Annotated in this window: 14 protein-coding genes; 5 read left to right on the top strand and 9 right to left on the bottom strand. The window is 66.2% G+C overall.

Features of this window, described 5'->3' with window-relative positions; translation table 11 throughout:
* Positions 1 to 145 precede the first annotated feature (145 nt).
* Positions 146 to 2,305: a TonB-dependent receptor plug domain-containing protein gene (locus tag AC1DCU_RS03630; RefSeq protein ID WP_032975315.1), complete on the top strand. Its 2,160-nt coding sequence runs from the start codon at positions 146 to 148 to the stop codon at positions 2,303 to 2,305.
* On the top strand, positions 2,295 to 2,843 hold the full coding sequence (locus tag AC1DCU_RS03625; protein WP_025878572.1) for a thioredoxin-like domain-containing protein: 549 nt from the start codon (positions 2,295 to 2,297) through the stop codon (positions 2,841 to 2,843). Before AC1DCU_RS03630 ends, AC1DCU_RS03625 begins: the two co-directional genes overlap by 11 nt.
* Positions 2,844 to 2,905: 62 nt before the next feature.
* Here AC1DCU_RS03625 and mntR read toward each other — a convergent pair whose 3' ends face one another.
* Positions 2,906 to 3,382 carry a manganese-binding transcriptional regulator MntR gene (gene mntR / locus AC1DCU_RS03620; RefSeq protein ID WP_025878571.1) on the bottom strand — a complete coding sequence of 159 codons (477 nt, stop codon included), beginning with the start codon at positions 3,380 to 3,382 and terminating at the stop codon, positions 2,906 to 2,908.
* A 117-nt stretch (positions 3,383 to 3,499) separates the two neighbouring features.
* On the opposite strand from mntR, the gene AC1DCU_RS03615 reads away from it, so the two are divergent.
* Positions 3,500 to 4,831 carry an Nramp family divalent metal transporter gene (locus AC1DCU_RS03615; protein ID WP_025878570.1) on the top strand — a complete coding sequence of 444 codons (1,332 nt, stop codon included), beginning with the start codon at positions 3,500 to 3,502 and terminating at the stop codon, positions 4,829 to 4,831.
* Between the two features lie 93 nt (positions 4,832 to 4,924).
* On the opposite strand, the gene AC1DCU_RS03610 is transcribed toward AC1DCU_RS03615, so the two are convergent.
* From AC1DCU_RS03610 to AC1DCU_RS03595, 4 genes are all read right to left on the bottom strand, one after another.
* Complete coding sequence (locus AC1DCU_RS03610; RefSeq protein WP_032975313.1) at positions 4,925 to 5,251, bottom strand: thioredoxin family protein; 327 nt, start codon at positions 5,249 to 5,251, stop codon at positions 4,925 to 4,927.
* Positions 5,223 to 5,702, bottom strand: coding sequence for a flavodoxin (locus AC1DCU_RS03605; protein ID WP_032975359.1), 480 nt, complete (start codon positions 5,700 to 5,702; stop codon positions 5,223 to 5,225). The genes AC1DCU_RS03610 and AC1DCU_RS03605 overlap by 29 nt, the downstream gene beginning before the upstream one ends.
* 13 nt (positions 5,703 to 5,715) lie before the next feature.
* On the bottom strand, positions 5,716 to 6,756 hold the full coding sequence (locus AC1DCU_RS03600; protein WP_032975312.1) for a ribonucleotide-diphosphate reductase subunit beta: 1,041 nt from the start codon (positions 6,754 to 6,756) through the stop codon (positions 5,716 to 5,718).
* Positions 6,757 to 6,869: 113 nt separating this feature from the next.
* Positions 6,870 to 9,197, bottom strand: coding sequence for a ribonucleoside-diphosphate reductase subunit alpha (locus tag AC1DCU_RS03595; RefSeq protein WP_442252175.1), 2,328 nt, complete (start codon positions 9,195 to 9,197; stop codon positions 6,870 to 6,872).
* Positions 9,198 to 9,679: 482 nt separating this feature from the next.
* Here AC1DCU_RS03595 and AC1DCU_RS03590 point away from each other — a divergent pair, with 482 nt between their 5' ends.
* Positions 9,680 to 10,657 (top strand): zinc-binding dehydrogenase, encoded by a 978-nt coding sequence (locus tag AC1DCU_RS03590; RefSeq protein WP_032975309.1) that lies wholly within the window; start codon positions 9,680 to 9,682, stop codon positions 10,655 to 10,657.
* A gap of 220 nt (positions 10,658 to 10,877) precedes the next feature.
* Positions 10,878 to 13,499, top strand: coding sequence for a TonB-dependent receptor (locus AC1DCU_RS03585; protein ID WP_442252169.1), 2,622 nt, complete (start codon positions 10,878 to 10,880; stop codon positions 13,497 to 13,499).
* A gap of 69 nt (positions 13,500 to 13,568) precedes the next feature.
* On the opposite strand, the gene betT is transcribed toward AC1DCU_RS03585, so the two are convergent.
* From betT to AC1DCU_RS03565, 4 genes are all read right to left on the bottom strand, one after another.
* The gene (gene betT, locus AC1DCU_RS03580) at positions 13,569 to 15,548 is read right to left on the bottom strand and encodes a choline BCCT transporter BetT (RefSeq protein ID WP_025878562.1); all 1,980 of its coding nucleotides are present in this window, start codon (positions 15,546 to 15,548) and stop codon (positions 13,569 to 13,571) included.
* Between the two features lie 201 nt (positions 15,549 to 15,749).
* Entirely contained in the window at positions 15,750 to 16,130 is a 381-nt protein-coding gene (locus AC1DCU_RS03575) for a VOC family protein (protein ID WP_442252171.1), read from the bottom strand.
* 67 nt (positions 16,131 to 16,197) lie between these two features.
* Complete coding sequence (locus AC1DCU_RS03570; protein WP_442252172.1) at positions 16,198 to 16,518, bottom strand: DMT family transporter; 321 nt, start codon at positions 16,516 to 16,518, stop codon at positions 16,198 to 16,200.
* On the bottom strand, positions 16,518 to 16,871 hold the full coding sequence (locus AC1DCU_RS03565; RefSeq protein WP_442252173.1) for an SMR family transporter: 354 nt from the start codon (positions 16,869 to 16,871) through the stop codon (positions 16,518 to 16,520). Before AC1DCU_RS03565 ends, AC1DCU_RS03570 begins: the two co-directional genes overlap by 1 nt.
* Between the last annotated feature and the right edge of the window lie 137 nt (positions 16,872 to 17,008).

The following is a 17,008-nucleotide window of genomic DNA, read 5'->3' as shown; positions in this document are numbered from 1 at the left end:
TATAACAATTACGTTCGAGTAAAGGCCACGGTTTACGCACGCGCCGAGACCCTGATATAGCAATTGCTATGTTGATGACCATCTGCTTTCATGTGCGCCAGCCAGGTCGCCCTCGCCGCCCTCCCTCCCCAAGGACGACGCCCTCATGCGCATTGCTGCCTCCCTTCTCCGCCGGCTGCCGCTGGCTGCCGGTATTGCCGCCGCCCTGCCGGTGACCGCATTCGCCGCACCGCCTTCGCCTACCGAGCTGGACCGCGTGCAGGTGAAAGTCAGCACGGCCACCCGCAGCGAACGCCTGCTGTCGGACGTGCCGATCCGCACCGAGGTACTGCGCAAGGAGGACATCGCCCTGCGCGCGGCCACCGACTTCTCCCGCGCGGTCGAGCTGATCAACGGCCTGCGGGTGGAGAGCAACTGCCAGAACTGCAACACCAGCGAAGTGCAGCTGCTGGGCCTTCCCGGTGCCTACAACCAGCTGCTGTTCGATGGCATTCCACTGTTGTCCACGCTGGGCAGTGTGTATGGGCTGGAACAGATTCCCGCCGGCTTCGTCGACCGCATCGAAGTGGTCAAGGGCGGTGGTTCGTCGCTGTACGGGCCGGGCGCCGTAGCCGGTGTCATCAATCTGGTTCCGCCGCTGCCGGCACGCAGCGGCGGCCATGTGCAGGCGGGCGTGGATGTTCTGAAGGGCACGCCGCAGAAGAACGCCGACGTGCGCCTGGATCTGGTCGCCAGCGAAGCCGACGCGGGACTGTCGGTGATCGCCCAGCGCAACTGGAACAGCGGCATCGACTACAACGGCGACGGCTATACCGAGATCACCCGCAAGAACCTCAAGGTCGGTGGCCTGCAGGCCTGGTATGCGCCCACTCCGGGCACGCGCCTGCGGTTGGACCTGCAGGTGACCGATGAGAGCCGTCGCGGTGGCAACCGCCTGGACCAGCCCGAACACCTGGCCAACATCGCCGAATCGCTGGACACGAACTACCGCCGCGGCAGCCTGTCATGGGACCAGGAGGTAAGCGGCGACGTCGACTTCCGCCTGGCGTATGCCTTCGCCGACATCGACCGCGACAGCTTCTATGGCGGACTCGGCGACGTGGTCACCGATCCGTCCGCACCCGGCTACGATCCTTCGCAACTGGACCCGAACGTACCGGGCAGCGCCGCATCACGCTCATGGCGCCAGTACGGTCGCACCCACAACCCGCTGCACTACATCGACAGCCAGTTGAACTGGCGGCTGGGTGCACACACGCTGGCGTTCGGCGTTCAGTACAAGCATGAGGGCCTGCGTGACGACAATCGCGATGGTGCCGGCCAGCGCCTGGCCGTGCTCGAGGATGCAACCTTCCACAACCTCGGCGCGTTCGTGCAGGACGAATGGAGCGTACGCGAGGACGTCGACCTGGTGCTGGGCGCGCGCGTGGACAAGAGTTCGGAACTGGACAGCGCCGTGTTCTCACCGCGTATCGCCCTGGCCTGGCAGGCCACGCCACGGCTGAAATGGCGAGCGGGCATCGCCACCGGCTTCCGTGCGCCGGAAATCTTCGTCGAGGATGTCCACGTCGATACCCTCGGCGGCGAGCAGGTGCGCGTGCGCAACACCCGTGGCCTGAAGGAGGAGCGCGCGCTGACCACCCTGTTCGGGTTCGACTGGCGCTCCGACCCGGCCGACCCGGTATGGAGCTGGGATGCCACCGCGTCCTACGCACGCATCCGCGATACCTTCGCGCTGGGCGAGATCCAGCGCGGCGATGATGGCCAGCTGACGCAGCTGCGCTACAACGCCTCCGGCTCGAACGTGCTGGGCGTGGAAACCAACCTCGGCTGGCAGCCCTCCCCGCAGTGGCGGCTGACTGCCGGCGCATCGTGGTACCGCTCGCAGTTCCGCGAGCCGCAGCGCATCTTCGACGACACCGCCGACGGCGGCGTCACCGTCATCGACAGCCGCGACTATCTGAAAACCCCGCGCTGGACCGGCCTGGCCCAACTCAGCTGGATGCCGGCCGAGCCCTGGGAGACGTTCCTGGCGCTGCGCCACACCGGATCGATGCCGGTGCTCAACAACCGGCTGGGCGAGCTGCATCGCACCCGCGCCTTCCTGGTCACCGACCTGGGCGCGCGCTGGCATCGCCATCTGGGTGCGCAGGCACAGCAGGAAGTGTCGGTGGCGGCGGGGGTCAAGAACGTGTTCGACCAGCGGCAGAAGGATCTGGAAAGCGGCGCGCTGCGCGACAGCGATTACGTGTACGGTCCTCGCTTCGCCCGCTCGTGGTACGTCAACCTGCGCTATGCGTTCTAGCTGGCTGCCCGCGCTGTTGCTGGCACTGGCATGGCCGGCAGTGGCTGCCGACCTGCATGCGCAGGTCTCCGCCTCGCTGATGCGGCCCGAGCCACGTGCCCTGCGCCCGATGCAGTGGTCGCCACCGCCAACGCTGATCGCGCTGTACTTCGGCGCCGACTGGTGCGCGCCCTGCCACGCTTTCGTGCCGACCCTGCGCGGCGTGCGCGACGCGCTGCGCGAGGCCGGCGCCGATACCGAAGTGGTGTATGTCAGCCTGGATGAAAGCGAGGCGGCGTTGCGGCGCTACATGCACCTGCAGCAGATGCCGTGGCCGGTGCTGGACCCGCGTCGTGCGCAGCGCATGCCAGCGCTGCAGGCATTGGCGGGCCCGGCCCCGCCCAACCTGGTGCTGATCGATGCGCAGGGCACGGTGCTGGCCAATGGTTGGCAGGGGCGCCATTACCGCGGGCTGCAACCGGTATTGCAGGAATGGTGGAAGCGGGCATGTGCGCAACAGCAGGCGCACTGCCCCGATGACGGCGTTCAACCCCGGTAGCGCCGGGCCATGCCCGGCGAAATGCGTGAGGCGGCAACGCGTCCGCCGGGCATGGCCCGSCGCTACCGTTCGGCGGAACCGCCCTCGGCCTTGCGCACGAATGCGTCGAACAGCGCCAGTGTCTGTTCGCTGACGTGGTGCTCGATGCCCTCGGCATCACGTCGCGCGGTATCCGGGTCCACGCCCAGCGCCAGCAGGAAGCGCTCCACGGTCTGGTGGCGTTGGCGGCTGGCATGGGCCAGCGCCTCGCCCTCCGGGGTCAGGAACACGCCGCGGTACGGGCGCTGCACCACCCAGCCATCGCGGGCCAGCCGGCGCAGCATCTTCGCCACGGTCGGCTGGGCCACACCGAGGCGGGTGGCGATGTCGACCTGGCGGGCCTCGCCGCCGTCGGCCAGCAGGTCGGAGATCAGCTCGACATAATCCTCCACCAGCTCCATCCGGTGTGCTTCGCGCACTTGCCGGAAGCTCTCGACCTGGCGCTCGGCCTCGATCAAGGGGGTGCTTTTCAGCGATGTCGAATCGTCCGTCTTGCCCACGCGTGTGCCTGTCCTGCAGTTGTCATCCGGGTGCGAACCTGAATTCTGGACCAGTGACGCAGTAAAGACGATTGTTTCACATTGCTATGCGATATAGCAGTGGCTATATTGGCAGCCATGAACACTGTCGCGCCCACCGACTCTCCGGCCTCCACCGCGGCCAGCCTGGGTGCGCTCAACGCGTCGATCGCCGTACCCGAAAAGGGCCACTGGTGGTTCCGGCTGCTGGCCTTCCTGGGCCCCGGCTACATGGTGTCGGTGGGTTACATGGATCCGGGCAACTGGGCGACCGATCTCGCAGGTGGCTCACGCTTCGGCTATCTGCTGCTGTCGGTCATCCTGATCTCCAACCTGATGGCGGTGATCCTGCAGGCGCTGTCGGCACGGCTGGGCATCGCCACCGGCATGGACCTGGCGCAGGCCTGCCGTGCGCGCTACCCCAAGCCGGTGAACCTGGCGCTATGGGCGTTGTGCGAAGCGGCGATCATCGCCTGCGACCTGGCCGAAGTGATCGGCACGGCCATCGCGCTGAAACTGTTGTTCGATCTGCCGCTGCTGTGGGGCGCGGTGATCACCGCGCTGGACACGCTGCTGGTGCTGCTGTTGATGAACCGCGGTTTCCGCGCGCTGGAAGCCTTCGTGATCGCACTGCTGCTGGTGATCTTCGGCTGCTTCATGGTGCAGATCGCGCTGGCCGCGCCGCCGGTGATGCAGGTGCTGGGCGGTTTCATTCCGCGCGCGCAGGTGGTCACCGATCCGCATGCGCTGTACATCGCCATCGGCATCATCGGTGCAACGGTGATGCCGCACAACCTGTACCTGCATTCTTCCATCGTGCAGACCCGTGCCTATCCACGCACCGATGAAGGCCGTCGCAGCGCGCTGCGCTGGGCGGTGACCGACAGCACCTTTGCCTTGACCCTGGCGCTGTTCATCAACGCCAGCATCCTGATCCTGGCGGCGGCGGTATTCCATGCCAACGGCCGCTTCGATGTGGAAGACATCGAGCAGGCGCACCAGTTGCTGGCACCGATGCTGGGCGTCGGCCTGGCCTCGACATTGTTCGCAGTGGCACTGCTTGCTTCCGGCTTGAACTCCACGGTGACCGCGACACTGGCCGGGCAGATCGTGATGGAAGGGTTCCTGCGCCTGCGCCTGCCGCCGTGGCTGCGGCGGCTGATCACCCGCGCGCTGGCGATCATTCCGGTGGTGGTGGTCATCATGCTGTTCGGCGACCAGGGCGCGGTGAAGCTTCTGGTGCTGAGCCAGGTGGTGCTGTCCATGCAGCTGCCGTTCGCGATCATCCCGCTGGTACGCATCGTGACCGACAAGGTGACGATGGGCGCGCTGGTGGCGCCGCGCTGGCTCGGCGGCATCGCCTGGGTGATCGCGCTGGTGATCGTGGTGCTGAACGTGAAGCTGCTGGTGGATACGTTCGCAGCCGGTTGATCCGCGCGGTGGGAATCCGCCGGGCATTGCCCGGCGCTACCGCTGGCGACCTGCAGTAGATCCACGCCATGCGTGGATGTGGCATTACCGGCGCTACAGGAACTCCGCGATGGCCGCTTCGATCTGCTGCGGCGACTGGAAACCCGGCATGCGCATGCGCTCGTCACCGTCCAGGAACAGCGACAACGTAGGGGTCTGCCGCAGGCCCAGCTCGCGGAAGAACGCCTCGCCCACCACCTCCAGCTGCACCCGCAGCAGGGTCGTGCCCTGCCCTGCAGTGCCGCTGGCCACCCGCTGCAGCGACATGTCCAGCATCCGGCAGCCCGGGCACTGGTCCTTGTGGAAGTCCACCAGCACGCGTGGATGGTCGGCCAGCAACTGCTGGAACTGCTCAGGCGTGGTGGCGTCGATGATCTGCATCGGTGGTACTCCAGTAGTGATCCAGGACCGCATCGGTCCAGGTATCGATGGCCGCGGCATGCCGCCGGCCATGTGGCATCTGTTCGATCTCCAGCGGCGGGTAGCCACTGTGGAAATAGCGGATCAGCCGGTGCACCGCACCGCAGTAGTACTCCTGCCCCCACTGCGTTTCACCGGTGCCGAACACCGCCACCTGCCGCGGCCGCTGGCCGCGCTCGGCGATGCCTGCCACCCAGGCCTTCATCTCCGACGGTGTGCGCCCGGCGTTGTCGGTCCAGCAGCCCAGCAGCACCAGGTCAGCCTCGTCCACCGGCAACGGCGGGGCCTGGCGCAGGTCGTCGGCCTCCTGCCAGTGCACGGCGTGGCCTGCGGCCCGGCAACGCGCGGCGATGTGGCGGCCGAGCTCACGGGTGTTGCCGCTGAGCGACGCCACCACGATCAGGATGCGCAGCGCCGGGCCGCGCTCAGAGGTCGTCGAAGCCGTTGTCGACGTTGGTCTTCTTGTAGCTTGCATTGCGCATCTCGAAGAAGTCGGTCTTGGTCTCGGTGAAGTTGTCGGCGTAGGCCTTGATCCACGGCATCACGTTGTCGGCGGTGTCGCTGTACAGGCGCTCGATGCCGAGCATGCCGGCCATCTTGTTGGCGCGGTACTTCACGTAGCGCACCATCTCGTCCACGTCGATGCCATCGATGCCATCCAGCACCTCCGCCGACCACTGGGTTTCCAGTTCAATGGCGTGTTCGAACGACTGGTGCACGTAGGCGGTCAGCTCGTTGGTCTGCAGTTCCGGGTTCTCGCCGATGATGGCGCGGATCAGCTCGCTGATGAACTTGGTGTGGGCCAGTTCGTCACGGTTGATGAAGCTGATGATCTTGCCGGTGCCGTTCATGCGGTTCTGCCGCACCATGTTGTAGAAGTACGCGAAGCCGGAATAGAAGTTGATGCCTTCCAGGATCGAGGACTGGATCAACGACTTCAGCAGGGTTTCGGCGGTCTTCTCGCGCATGAAATCGTCATAGGCCCCCATGATCGGCGCGTTGCGCTTGATGATGGTGGGATGGGTGCGGGCGATCTCGAAGATGCGGTTCTGGTTGGGCAGGTCGGTGATCGAGGCCAGCACGTAGCTGTAGCTCTCGTTGTGGATCACCTCCTGCTGGCCGATGATCGCCGCGTTGGCGTGCGCGGCCGGATCGGTGATGTACTCGGCGACGTTGTAGATGAAGCGCGTCTGCGGCGAATCCAGCGTGGCCAGCAGGCCGATGATGGAATCGTAGGCGTTCTTCTCGCGCGCGTTGAGCTCGCCGTACTGGCGTGCATCCACCTTCATGTCCACTTCGTCGGGGATCCAGAAGTTGGTCGACAGCTCCTTGTAGGCGCGATAGAACGACGGGTACGGAATGTCGTTCCAGTTGAGGATGCCGCTGGTGCGGCCGTTGATGATGCCGGTGCTGCGGTTGGGGTGGCGCGGTTCGAGGATCTTGATGCGGTCCAGGGGTGTTGCCATGGTCTTTCCTGCAGAGGTAGCGCCGGGCCATGCCCGGCGGAAGGTAAGGTGCGGTGGCCGCGCGCTGCGCTCGCCGGGCCTGGCCCGGCGCTACCGCGGTTGGAGCGCAGCGATCAGCTCGAGCACCACTCGCATTCGCTGATGTCGATGTCGTTGGAGCGCACGTAGTAGGTGGTCTTCAACCCTTCCCGCCAGGCACTCAGGTGCAGCTCCAGCAGGGTGCTGGCGCGGATCGTGCTGGGCACGTACAGGTTGAAGCTGATCGACTGGTCCACATGGCGCTGGCGGCGTGCGTTCTGCCGCACGCTGGCGAACTGGTCGACCTTGTAGGCACCCTTCTCGTAGTACGGCCAGGTGTCCAGCGACAGGCCAGGCGCGGCCACCGGTCGCCGGAAGTCCTTCTTTTCCTCGTAGTAGAACGCGCTGTAGATCGGGTCGATCGACGCGGTGGAGCCGGCGATCTGCGCGGTGCTCATGTTCGGCGCCACCGCCAGCAGCCAGCCATTGCGCAGGCCGTTGGTCGCTACCTCGCGCGCAAGACTGTCCCAGGCCGCGCCACTGTAATCGCGGTCACGGAAATAGTTGCCGTTGTGCCAGTCGCTGCCGGCGAACATCGGATAGCTGCCCTTCTCCTTGGCCAGCTGCGCGCTGGCCTGGATGGTCAGGAAGTTGATGCGCTCGAACAGGCGATCGGACAGTTCCTCGGCCTCGGGCGATTCCCAATGGATCGCCTGCTGTGCCAGCAGGTGATGCCAGCCGAACGTGCCCAGGCCGATGGCGCGATACTTGCGGTTGGTGATGGTGGCCTGCGGCACCGGCAGCGCATTGAGATCGATCACGTTGTCGAGCATGCGTACCTGGATCGGAATCAACCGTTCCAGCACATCCTTGGCCAGCAGATCCTCGGGGGCGGTGATGGCACGGCCGAGGTTGATCGACGACAGGTTGCAGACCACGAAGTCGCCCGCGCGGCGGGTGGTGACGATCTGGTCGCCGCTGACGATCTCCTGGATCATCCGCGTCGGGCTCATGTTCTGCAGGATCTCGGTGCAAAGGTTGCTGGAATAGACCATGCCCGCATGCTTGTTCGGGTTCTTCCGGTTCACTTCGTCGCGGTAGAACAGGAACGGGTTGCCGGTTTCCAGCTGGCTGAGCATGATCCGCTTGAACAGGTCGATCGCCTTCACCGTGCGACGGCTGATGCGTTCGTCGGCCACCAGCTCGGCGTAGCGGTCACGGAAACTGCCCTGCCCTCGCTTCTCGTCGTAGAAATCCTGCAGGTACCAGCCCTTGGCCTGCTTCACCTCGTGCGGATCGAACAGGTACCAGTCGGCACGGCGCTCGACGGCCTCCATGAACAGGTCCGGCACGCAGATGGCGGTGAACACATCATGCGCACGCAGGCGCTGGTCGCCGTTGTTCAGGCGCAGGTCCATGAACGCCTCGATGTCGCGGTGCCAGATGTCCAGGTACACCGCCACTGCACCCTTGCGCTGGCCGAGCTGGTCGACCGACACCGCCGTGTTGTTGAGCTGCTTGATCCACGGCACCACGCCGCCGGACGAGTTGGGCACGCCGCGGATCGGCGCGCCACTGCTGCGCACGTACCCCAGGTACGCACCCACGCCCCCACCGTGCTTGGACACGCGGGCGATATCGGTGTTGGAGTCATAGATGCCCTGCAGGCTGTCGTCCACCGTGTCGATGAAGCAGCTCGACAGCTGGCCGCCGACCTTGCCGGCATTGGCCAGGGTCGGCGTGGCCACGGTCATGTACAGGTTGGACAACGCCCAGTACGCCTCGCCCACCAGCTGCATGCGGCGCACGCGGCCGCTCTCACCAGCCCCGCCCTCGTTCTGCATCAGGTACAGGGCAATGGTCAGCCAACGTTCCTGCGGCAGCTCATACACCTCGCGGCTGCGATCGGTAGCCAGGTAGCGCGTGGCCAGCAGGTACAGCCCGTTGTAGGCGAACAGACGATCGCGCTCGGGGTCGATCATCTCGCCGGCCTGCTGCAGCTCTTCCTTCGAATAGCAGCGCAGGATGTCATTGCTGTAGATGCCGCGGTCGGCCAGGCTTTCCTGCAGGCCCACGTAGGAACCGTACTTCAGGCTGACATCGTAGAAGCGGTTGCGGCTGGCGCGCTTGTAAAGCCGGCGCAGATACAGGCGTGCAGCGAACTGTTCCCACTGCGGCGCGACAAGGTCGACGCGCGATTCCGCTTCGCGGATCAGCAGATCCACCAGATCATCGGCACTGATGCTGGGCTTGCGTTCGACCATCGCCAGCACCACGCGGCGATAGTCGGCCACATCCAGCTGCGGCAGGTCGGCGTGGGTGGTGTCGATGCTGCGCAGCAGGCGCGCCGCATCGAACGGCAGGCGACGATTGCCGGCTTCCTTGGTGATCCAGGTCGGCACGCGCTCGCCGCTGGCGCGCATGGCGTCGCCGGCGCCGGCCAGGTCGGCCACGCGGAAGGTACTGTCGGTCATGGTGGTGGAACTCCAGGCTCGTGCGCGCGTCGGCGTCCGATGCCATGGCGGCCCTGCACGCGATACCGGCGCACGGGGCGAACGGGTGAAGTGCCAAGGGGCGGGAACACAGGTCGTCGGCATCTGCCTGCGCCTGCGGCCGGTATCCGGGCCGTGGGGGCGACCTGCGTCCGCACGGTGGCGGCCGCGTCGACACGGCAAGCCTTCAGGGGCGGGCCGCGGGACGTTTGCTGCATGTCCGGCGGCGGCGGCTGACCGGGAGTGACAGCCACAACATAGTGGGGATATTCCGAGCCGTCAACACAAGATGCGGTGATCGCGCGCCAACGCGACCATCGGTCGCAGGATGCCGTGTTGCACGTGCGCGGCCTTGTCGACGCTGAGCGCATCCCCAGTTCGGTACAACTTCAACTTTCATTGGAACACCGCCCATGCGCGCTGCCCTGTACTCCTCCTTCGGCGATCCAGCCCAGGTCCTCGCCGTTGCCGATGCCCCCCTGCCCGAACCCGGTCCCGGCGAAGTACGCATCCGCACCGTGCTGGCCTCGATCCACAACCACGATCTGCTGACCGTGCGTGGCCTGTATGGCTACAAGCCGACGCTGCCGGCGATCGGCGGCAGCGAAGCACTGGGCGTGGTCGATGCGCTCGGCGAAGGCGTCGACGGCCTGCAGATCGGCCAGCGGGTTGCCGCCGCCTCGGTGCACGGCACCTGGGCCGAAGCGTTCATCGCACCGGCGCGGATGGTGATCCCGATGCCGGACGCGATCGCCGATGAAATGGCCGCACAGCTGATCGCCATGCCGCTGAGCGCGTTGATGCTGCTGGAATTCCTGCACGTCGAGCAGGGCCAGTGGATCGTGCAGAACACCGCCAACGGTGCCGTCGGCAAATCGCTGGCGATGCTCGCAAAGGCGCGCGGCGTGCACGTGGCCAACCTGGTGCGCAATGCCGAGGCCGTGGCGCAACTGCAGGCACTGGGCATCGATCACGTGTTCGATACCTCGGTGGACGGCTGGAAGGACCGCGTGCGCGAAGCCACCGGGCAAGCGCAGGCCGCTGCTGCAGTCGATTCCATCGGTGGCGATGCCAGCGGCGACCTGGTCGACCTGCTCGGCCACCACGGCACCCTGGTCTCTTTCGGTGTGATGAGCGGCGAGCCGATGCGCATTCCCGCCGGCGGCCTGATCTACAAGGAAGCCACGGTGAAGGGCTTCTGGGGCAGCAAGGTCAGCCAGGCAATGGCGGTGGAAGACAAGCGGCGGTTGGTGGGTGAACTGCTGAAGCGTGCGGCCGGGGGTGAACTGACCCTGCCGGTGGAGCAGATCTTCGCATTGGACGACATCGCCCAGGCGGCGAAAGCCGGCGCCGGTTCGGGCCGCAATGGCAAGGTGCTGCTGCGCGCCTGATGCCCACGGGGTCGGATCCCTTTCCGAAAGGGAAGGGCTCTGACCCTGCAGGAGCGTGCGGACCAACGGTCCGCACCCACCGAGATGGTCTGCCCCACCAAGGCCGCCGACTTTCGTTAAGAACCTGTGATGTATAACTGAATGCGCTTTCGTCATTGGAAGGCGCACTCACCCGCGTGCGGTACTGGCGGCTCCTCCACCGTTTGGCGTAGTCGCTTCCATGTATCGCACCACCCTGCTTTCCAGCGCGGTCGCGCTGGTCCTCGTCGCTGGCACCGCCAGCGCCGCTGAAACCGCCGACACCGGCAAGGACAGCACCACCCTCGGCACCGTGCTGGTGACCGGCTCGAACATCAAGCGCAGCGACACCGCCGGCCCCAACCCGGTGCAGGTCGTCACCCGCGAGCAGATCCTGCAGACCGGCCGCTCCACCCTTACCGACGTGCTGCGCAACCTGTCGGCCAACGCCGGCAACAGTTTCGACGAGCAGTACACCGGCAGCTTCGCTGCGGGATCGGCCTCGATCGGCCTGCGCGGGCTGTCACCGAAGAACACGCTGGTACTGGTCAACGGCTACCGCGTGGCCAACTTCGGTTTCGCGCTCAACACCCAGGACACCTTCGTCGACCTCAATGCGCTGCCGATCAGCGCGGTCGAGCGCATCGAAGTGCTGAAGGATGGCGCCTCGGCGGTGTACGGCTCGGACGCCATCGCCGGCGTCATCAACATCATCCTGCGTCGCGACTTCCAGGGCGTGGAAGTCGGCGGTGGTTTCGGCACCGCCACCCAGGGCGGCCTGAACGAGCGCAAGGCCAACCTGCTGGCCGGCTTCGGTGACCTCGAGCAGCAAGGCTGGAACGTGCTGTTCGGGCTGGACCTGCTCAAGCGCGACCGCCTCGACGCCGACCAGCGCGCGTACACCCGCGACGGCGATTTCCGCGACAAGCCCGGTGGCCGCCTCGCCGGCTGGTCCACCGCCGGTGGCAACTGGCTGTCCAATCCGCGCGCACCGCAGCCGTTCTCGCCCTGCCCCGAGGGCAGCGAGCTGCGTCCCTACAGCGACTTCGGCAGCACCCTGCCCGGCCAGGCCTGCGCCTTCAACGCGCAGCCGTTCAAGACCCTGCAGCCCGGCGCCGAGCGCCTGCAGGCATCGTTGAGCGCGACCTATCGCTTCAGTGACAGCGTCGAAGCCTTCGCCGACGTGCTGTACAGCCACAACAAGGCCGACCAGATCTTCAGCGCCCCGCTGACGGTCGGCCCGGGCCTGCGTGCCTACAATCCCGCCACCGGTACGCTGACCGATATCGCCGCTGTCCTGCCGGTCGGCCATCCGAACAATCCGGGCAGCACGCCACTGCCGTTCGAGTACACCTTCTTCGATCTCGGCCCGCGCCTGAAGGACAATACCCAGGTGTTCTACCGCGCCCTGGCCGGCGTGCGTGGCACCGGTGAACGCTGGGACTGGGAAGTGGCCGCACTGACCTCGCAGAGTGCGCAGCGCGAGTACGTGGACAACTTCGTTGACCGCTACGCCTTCCAGCAGATCCTGCGCGACGGCAGCTACAACTTCCTCGATCCGTCCAGCACGCCGGGCGCACTGGACGATCTGCGCCTGCAGACCAAGCGCCCGGGCTGGTACAAGCTGCACTCGCTCAACGTCAAGGCATCGACCTCGTTGTGGGAACTGCCGGCGGGTGCGATCGGCTTCGCCTGGGGCGCGGAATTCCGCAAGGAATCGCTGGACGCGCGCACCAGCGCGCAGGTGCTGTCCGGTACCGAACTGCGCCCGGCGATCAACATCGTCGACGGCGAGCGCCAGGTCAGTGCCGCCTATGCCGAGTTCAGCGTGCCGCTGCATCGCACGCTGGAGCTGCAGGTGGCGGGCCGCGGTGACCACTACGATGACTTCGGCAAGGCATTCTCGCCGAAGTTCGCGCTGCGCTGGCAACCGCTGGACAGCCTGCTGCTGCGTGGCTCGTTCTCGCGTGGTTTCCGTGCACCGTCGCTGCCGGAGATCGCACCGGGGCAGACCATCAGCTACGGCTCGGTGGTCGACCCGTTCGATCCGCTGCAGCCCGGCGGCAGCCGCGGCGTGACCAACCTGCGCACCGGCAATCCGGACCTGAAGGCCGAGCGCTCGCGCAACCTCAACGTCGGCGCCGTGTGGTCACCCGATGCCGATTCCAGCATCGGCCTGGACTGGTACCGCATCGAACAGGACAACCTGGTCAAGCCGGACAGCGCGCAGTTCATCGTCGACAACCCGGGCCTGTTCCCCGGTCGCGTGCAGCGCGATGCGCAGGGCCGCATCCAGATCATCACCAACCAGTACGCCAACCAAGGCGAGCTGACCACCTCGGGCATCGACCTGGAAGCCAACCGTACCTTCCGCACCGACGGCTGGGGCAACTTCACCCTGGCTGGCAGCTGGACCCACCTGCTCAGCTTCAAGCAGCCGCTGGTGGCCGGCCAGGCGCCCTATGACGGCGCCGGCAACAACCGCCATGGCGCGCTGCCACGCACCCGCGGCACCACTTCGTTGAACTGGGCGGTGGGCGACTGGAGCAGCACGCTGAGCCTGCAGTACGTGAGCGGCTATGACCAGCGCGTAGCCACGGCCACCAGCAATCCGGGCCTGCGCGATCGGGTCAAGCCGTACCACCAGCTGGACCTGTACGTGGCCTATGAAGGCATTCCGAAGACCACGCTGTCGCTGTCTGTGCTGAACCTGACCGACAAGGACCCGCCGTTCGATCCGGCCGGCGGTTCCAACGGCTTCGACATCAGCCAGTACAACCTGCGCGGGCAGTTCGTTTCGCTGGGCGCGCGCTACCGGTTCTGATTGAACAGGAGGGTGCGGACCAACGGTCCGCACCCTCCAAAGGCAAGGGCCATGCCCGGCGTGGCTGCATCAACGGCTCAGGTGCAGGAACTGCAGGTGCCGTTCGTACTGGCTGATGATGTCGTTGATGATCTGCTTGCGGCTGTAGCCGACCAGGTCGTAGTCCTGGCTACCCTCGTACAGATGCACTTCGGCGCGGTAGTAGCGCTGGTTGCGCAGCTGCTGCGCGGCGAAGGACGGGGTCAGGTAGCCACTGAGGATCACCCGGTACTGGAAGTCCTGCTGCTCGCCGTGGTTGACCGACAGCTCCATGTCGCCCGCTTCGAACCGCGTCTGCACGTCCCAGCCCTGCTCGCGCAGCTGCTCGGCCACCGCCTCCATCGCCGGCTTCACCGTGTCATCCATGAAGCGGTACACCTGGTCGCGTACCGGGAAGTGCATGGCCTGGGTCAGGCGCTGGCGCCAGCCCTGGTGGTGGCGGTCATCGCCGATCAGCGGCGATGGCCTGAACTGCTGCGCGCGCTTGCGGTGCGACTCGTCACTGAAGGCGCGGGTCAGGCCCCACATCATCAACAGCAGCACCGCCGAGAACGGCAACGAGGCCAGCACCACCGCTGATTTCAGGGCATCGATGCTGCCGGCCAGCAGCAGGCCGGCGGTCAGCACCGCGATCACCGTGCCCCAGAACACGCGCAGCCAGCGCGGGCCATCGTCCTCCGGCGCACCGCCATGCGAGGACAGCGTGGACAGCACCACCGCCCCGGAATCGGCCGACGTCACGAAGAAGATGAAGCTGACCAGCACGGTCACCCCGATCACCGCCTTGCTCCACGGGTAGCCATCCAGCAACGCATACAGCACCGTCGGTGGGTCATCCACCGCCAGCTGCGCCAACTGCTGCTGGCCATGGTGCAGCACCTGGTCCAGCGCGCTGTTGCCGAAGATCGACAGCCACGCCAGGGTGAAGCCGAGCGGGATCAGCAATACGCCGAACACGAACTCGCGGATGGTGCGGCCGCGCGAGATGCGCGCGATGAACAGGCCGACGAACGGCGCCCAGCCGATCCACCAGGCCCAGTAGAACACCGTCCAGCCGCCCAGCCATTCCGGCCGGCCGCCATAGGCGTATACGTCGAAACTCTTGCCCACCACGCTGCCCAGGTAGTCGCCCAGGTTCTGCATCAGCGTGCTGAGCAGGTACTGCGTGGGACCGGCGCACAGCATGAACAGCACCAGCGCAATCGCCAGCAGCATGTTGATGTTGGCCATCCAGCGCACGCCCTTCTCCACGCCGGACACGGCCACCGCGACCGCCGCGCCCATCATCGCCACCACCAGCAGGATCTGCACCATGTTCGAGTGCGGCACGTTGAACAGGTGCGACAGCCCAGCGTTGAGATGCAGCACGCCAAAGCCCATGTCCGCGCCGATGCCGAACACGGTGGCGACGATGCCCAGGGCGTCGACGGTATAGCCGATGGGGCCATTGATGCGCTTGCCGATCAGCGGATACAGCGCCGAGCGCAATGCCAAAGGCAGGTTGTGCCGGTAGGCGAAATAGGCCATCGCCATCGCCGCCAGCGCGAACACACCCCAGCCATGCAGCCCCCAGTGCAGGAACAGCAGCTGCATGGCCTGGCGCGCACCGGCCTCGCCCGCGGCCGGATCACCCTGCGGCGGCTGCAGGTAGTGGGTCAGCGGCTCGGAAACGCAGAAGAAGAACAGGGTGATGCTGATGCCTGCTGCGAACAGCATGCCGGCCCAGGAGAGGTAGCTGAACTCCGGTTCGTCATGGTCGGCACCGAGCTTGATGCCGCCGTACTTGGACAGCGCCACGCCGACCACGAACACCAGGTACAGGGTCATCGCCAGCAGGTAGTACCAGCCGACGTTGAGCGCGGCCCAGTCCTGCGCCTTGACCAGCAGGCGACCGGCGCCGATCGGATACAGGCTGACGAACAGTGCGAAGGCAACGACAACGATCGCCGCGAAGGCGAAGACGGGCCGCAGGGTTCGCACCGGCTGATGTTGAGGCTCCAGTGCTTCCATGGGCAGCCATCTCCGGATCGATCAAAGAGTGAGCCGACCGATTCTGGCTGAATCGCAGTGGACACAGGATGAAGTCGTGGCATCGCGCAGGCACGATCGGCTGGATTTCCGTGCTACGCGCGCGCCTGCAGACCGGCGGGCGTGCCGGGCGGCGTTGTCACTTTGGTCCGATTACGAGACGCCGCGTCCGGCACCGACGATTCACCCCATCACATGCACGGCGCACAGCTTGTTGCCGTCGGGATCACGCAGGTATGCCAGGTACAATTGGCGCCCGGCCTTGTGCCGCACGCCGGCCGGGTCTTCCACCGCGGTACCGCCGTGGGCGACCCCCGCTTCCTGCCAGGCATGCACCGCCTGCGGGTCTGCCAGCGCAAAGCCGATGGTGCCGCCGTTGGCATGGCACGCCGCCTCGCCATCGATGGGCGGGATGACCATGAACATCCGTCCATCCTTGATATAGACCAGCTTGCCCTCGTCATCGAACGCGCCTGCGCGACCGCCGATGGCAGTGAACAAGGCATCGTAGAAGCGGCGGGAAGCCGCCATGTCGTTGGTTCCGACGGTGACGTGACTGAACATGCGGGCACTCCGTTGCGGGAAAGCCCCAGTGTCGGCCACCTCACTGATCGCCGCAATCAAGCCGGGATCACGCCGTACTGAGCAGCAGCACGGCCGCCGTGACCAGGCCGATGCCGATCCAACCAATCGGGCGCAGGCGGTTGCCGAACAGCAGGCGACCGCAGGTGGCCGTACCGATCACGCCGATCGCGCCCCACATCGCATAGGCGGTCGCCAGGTCCCTGTAGCGCACGGCCTGGCCCAGCAGGGCGAAGGCGATCCAGACCAGCACGATGGCGCCGACACCCCAACGCCAGCGACGGAAGCCATCGGACTTGGCCACCATCATGTTGGCGGCCACATCGATCAGCGCCGAGCAGATCACGAAAAACAAGGCCATCATGTTCATCAGTGCGCCTCCCCGACGGTGACACAGACGATGCCGACCACCGCCAGCACCAGACCGGCCAGCTGCTGCAGCGACAGGCTCTCGCCGAACACGCTGATGCCGACCACGGTCAGCAGGGTCAGGCCGAGGCCTTCCCACACCGCATAGGCCACGCCGACGGCGATGCGGCGCACCGACAGCGCCAGGAAGTAATAGGACAGCGCCAGCGCGGCGGCCATCACCAGATAGCCGGTCCAGCCGCCATCGCGGGCGGCATGGGCCATGAAGGACGTGCCGACCACTTCGGCGACGATCGCCACAGTCAGGCAGGCCCAGGCGACGAAGGCGCCACGGGCGGGAACAGTACGGGACATGTGAAGCTCCTTGCGGGACGGGGGCCGCGCCCCGTCATCAGTAGATCCACGCCGTGCGTGGATGATCCGGAACGCCCCCGCAGACAGGGGCGATGGCGGCCAGTATCATCGCCTTTTACGGTGGTATCAAAATTGAT

This window comes from Stenotrophomonas sp. 10L48 (assembly GCF_056395105.1).
Note: the sequence above shows the minus strand (reverse complement) of the source record. Positions and strands in the feature narration are given on the sequence as shown.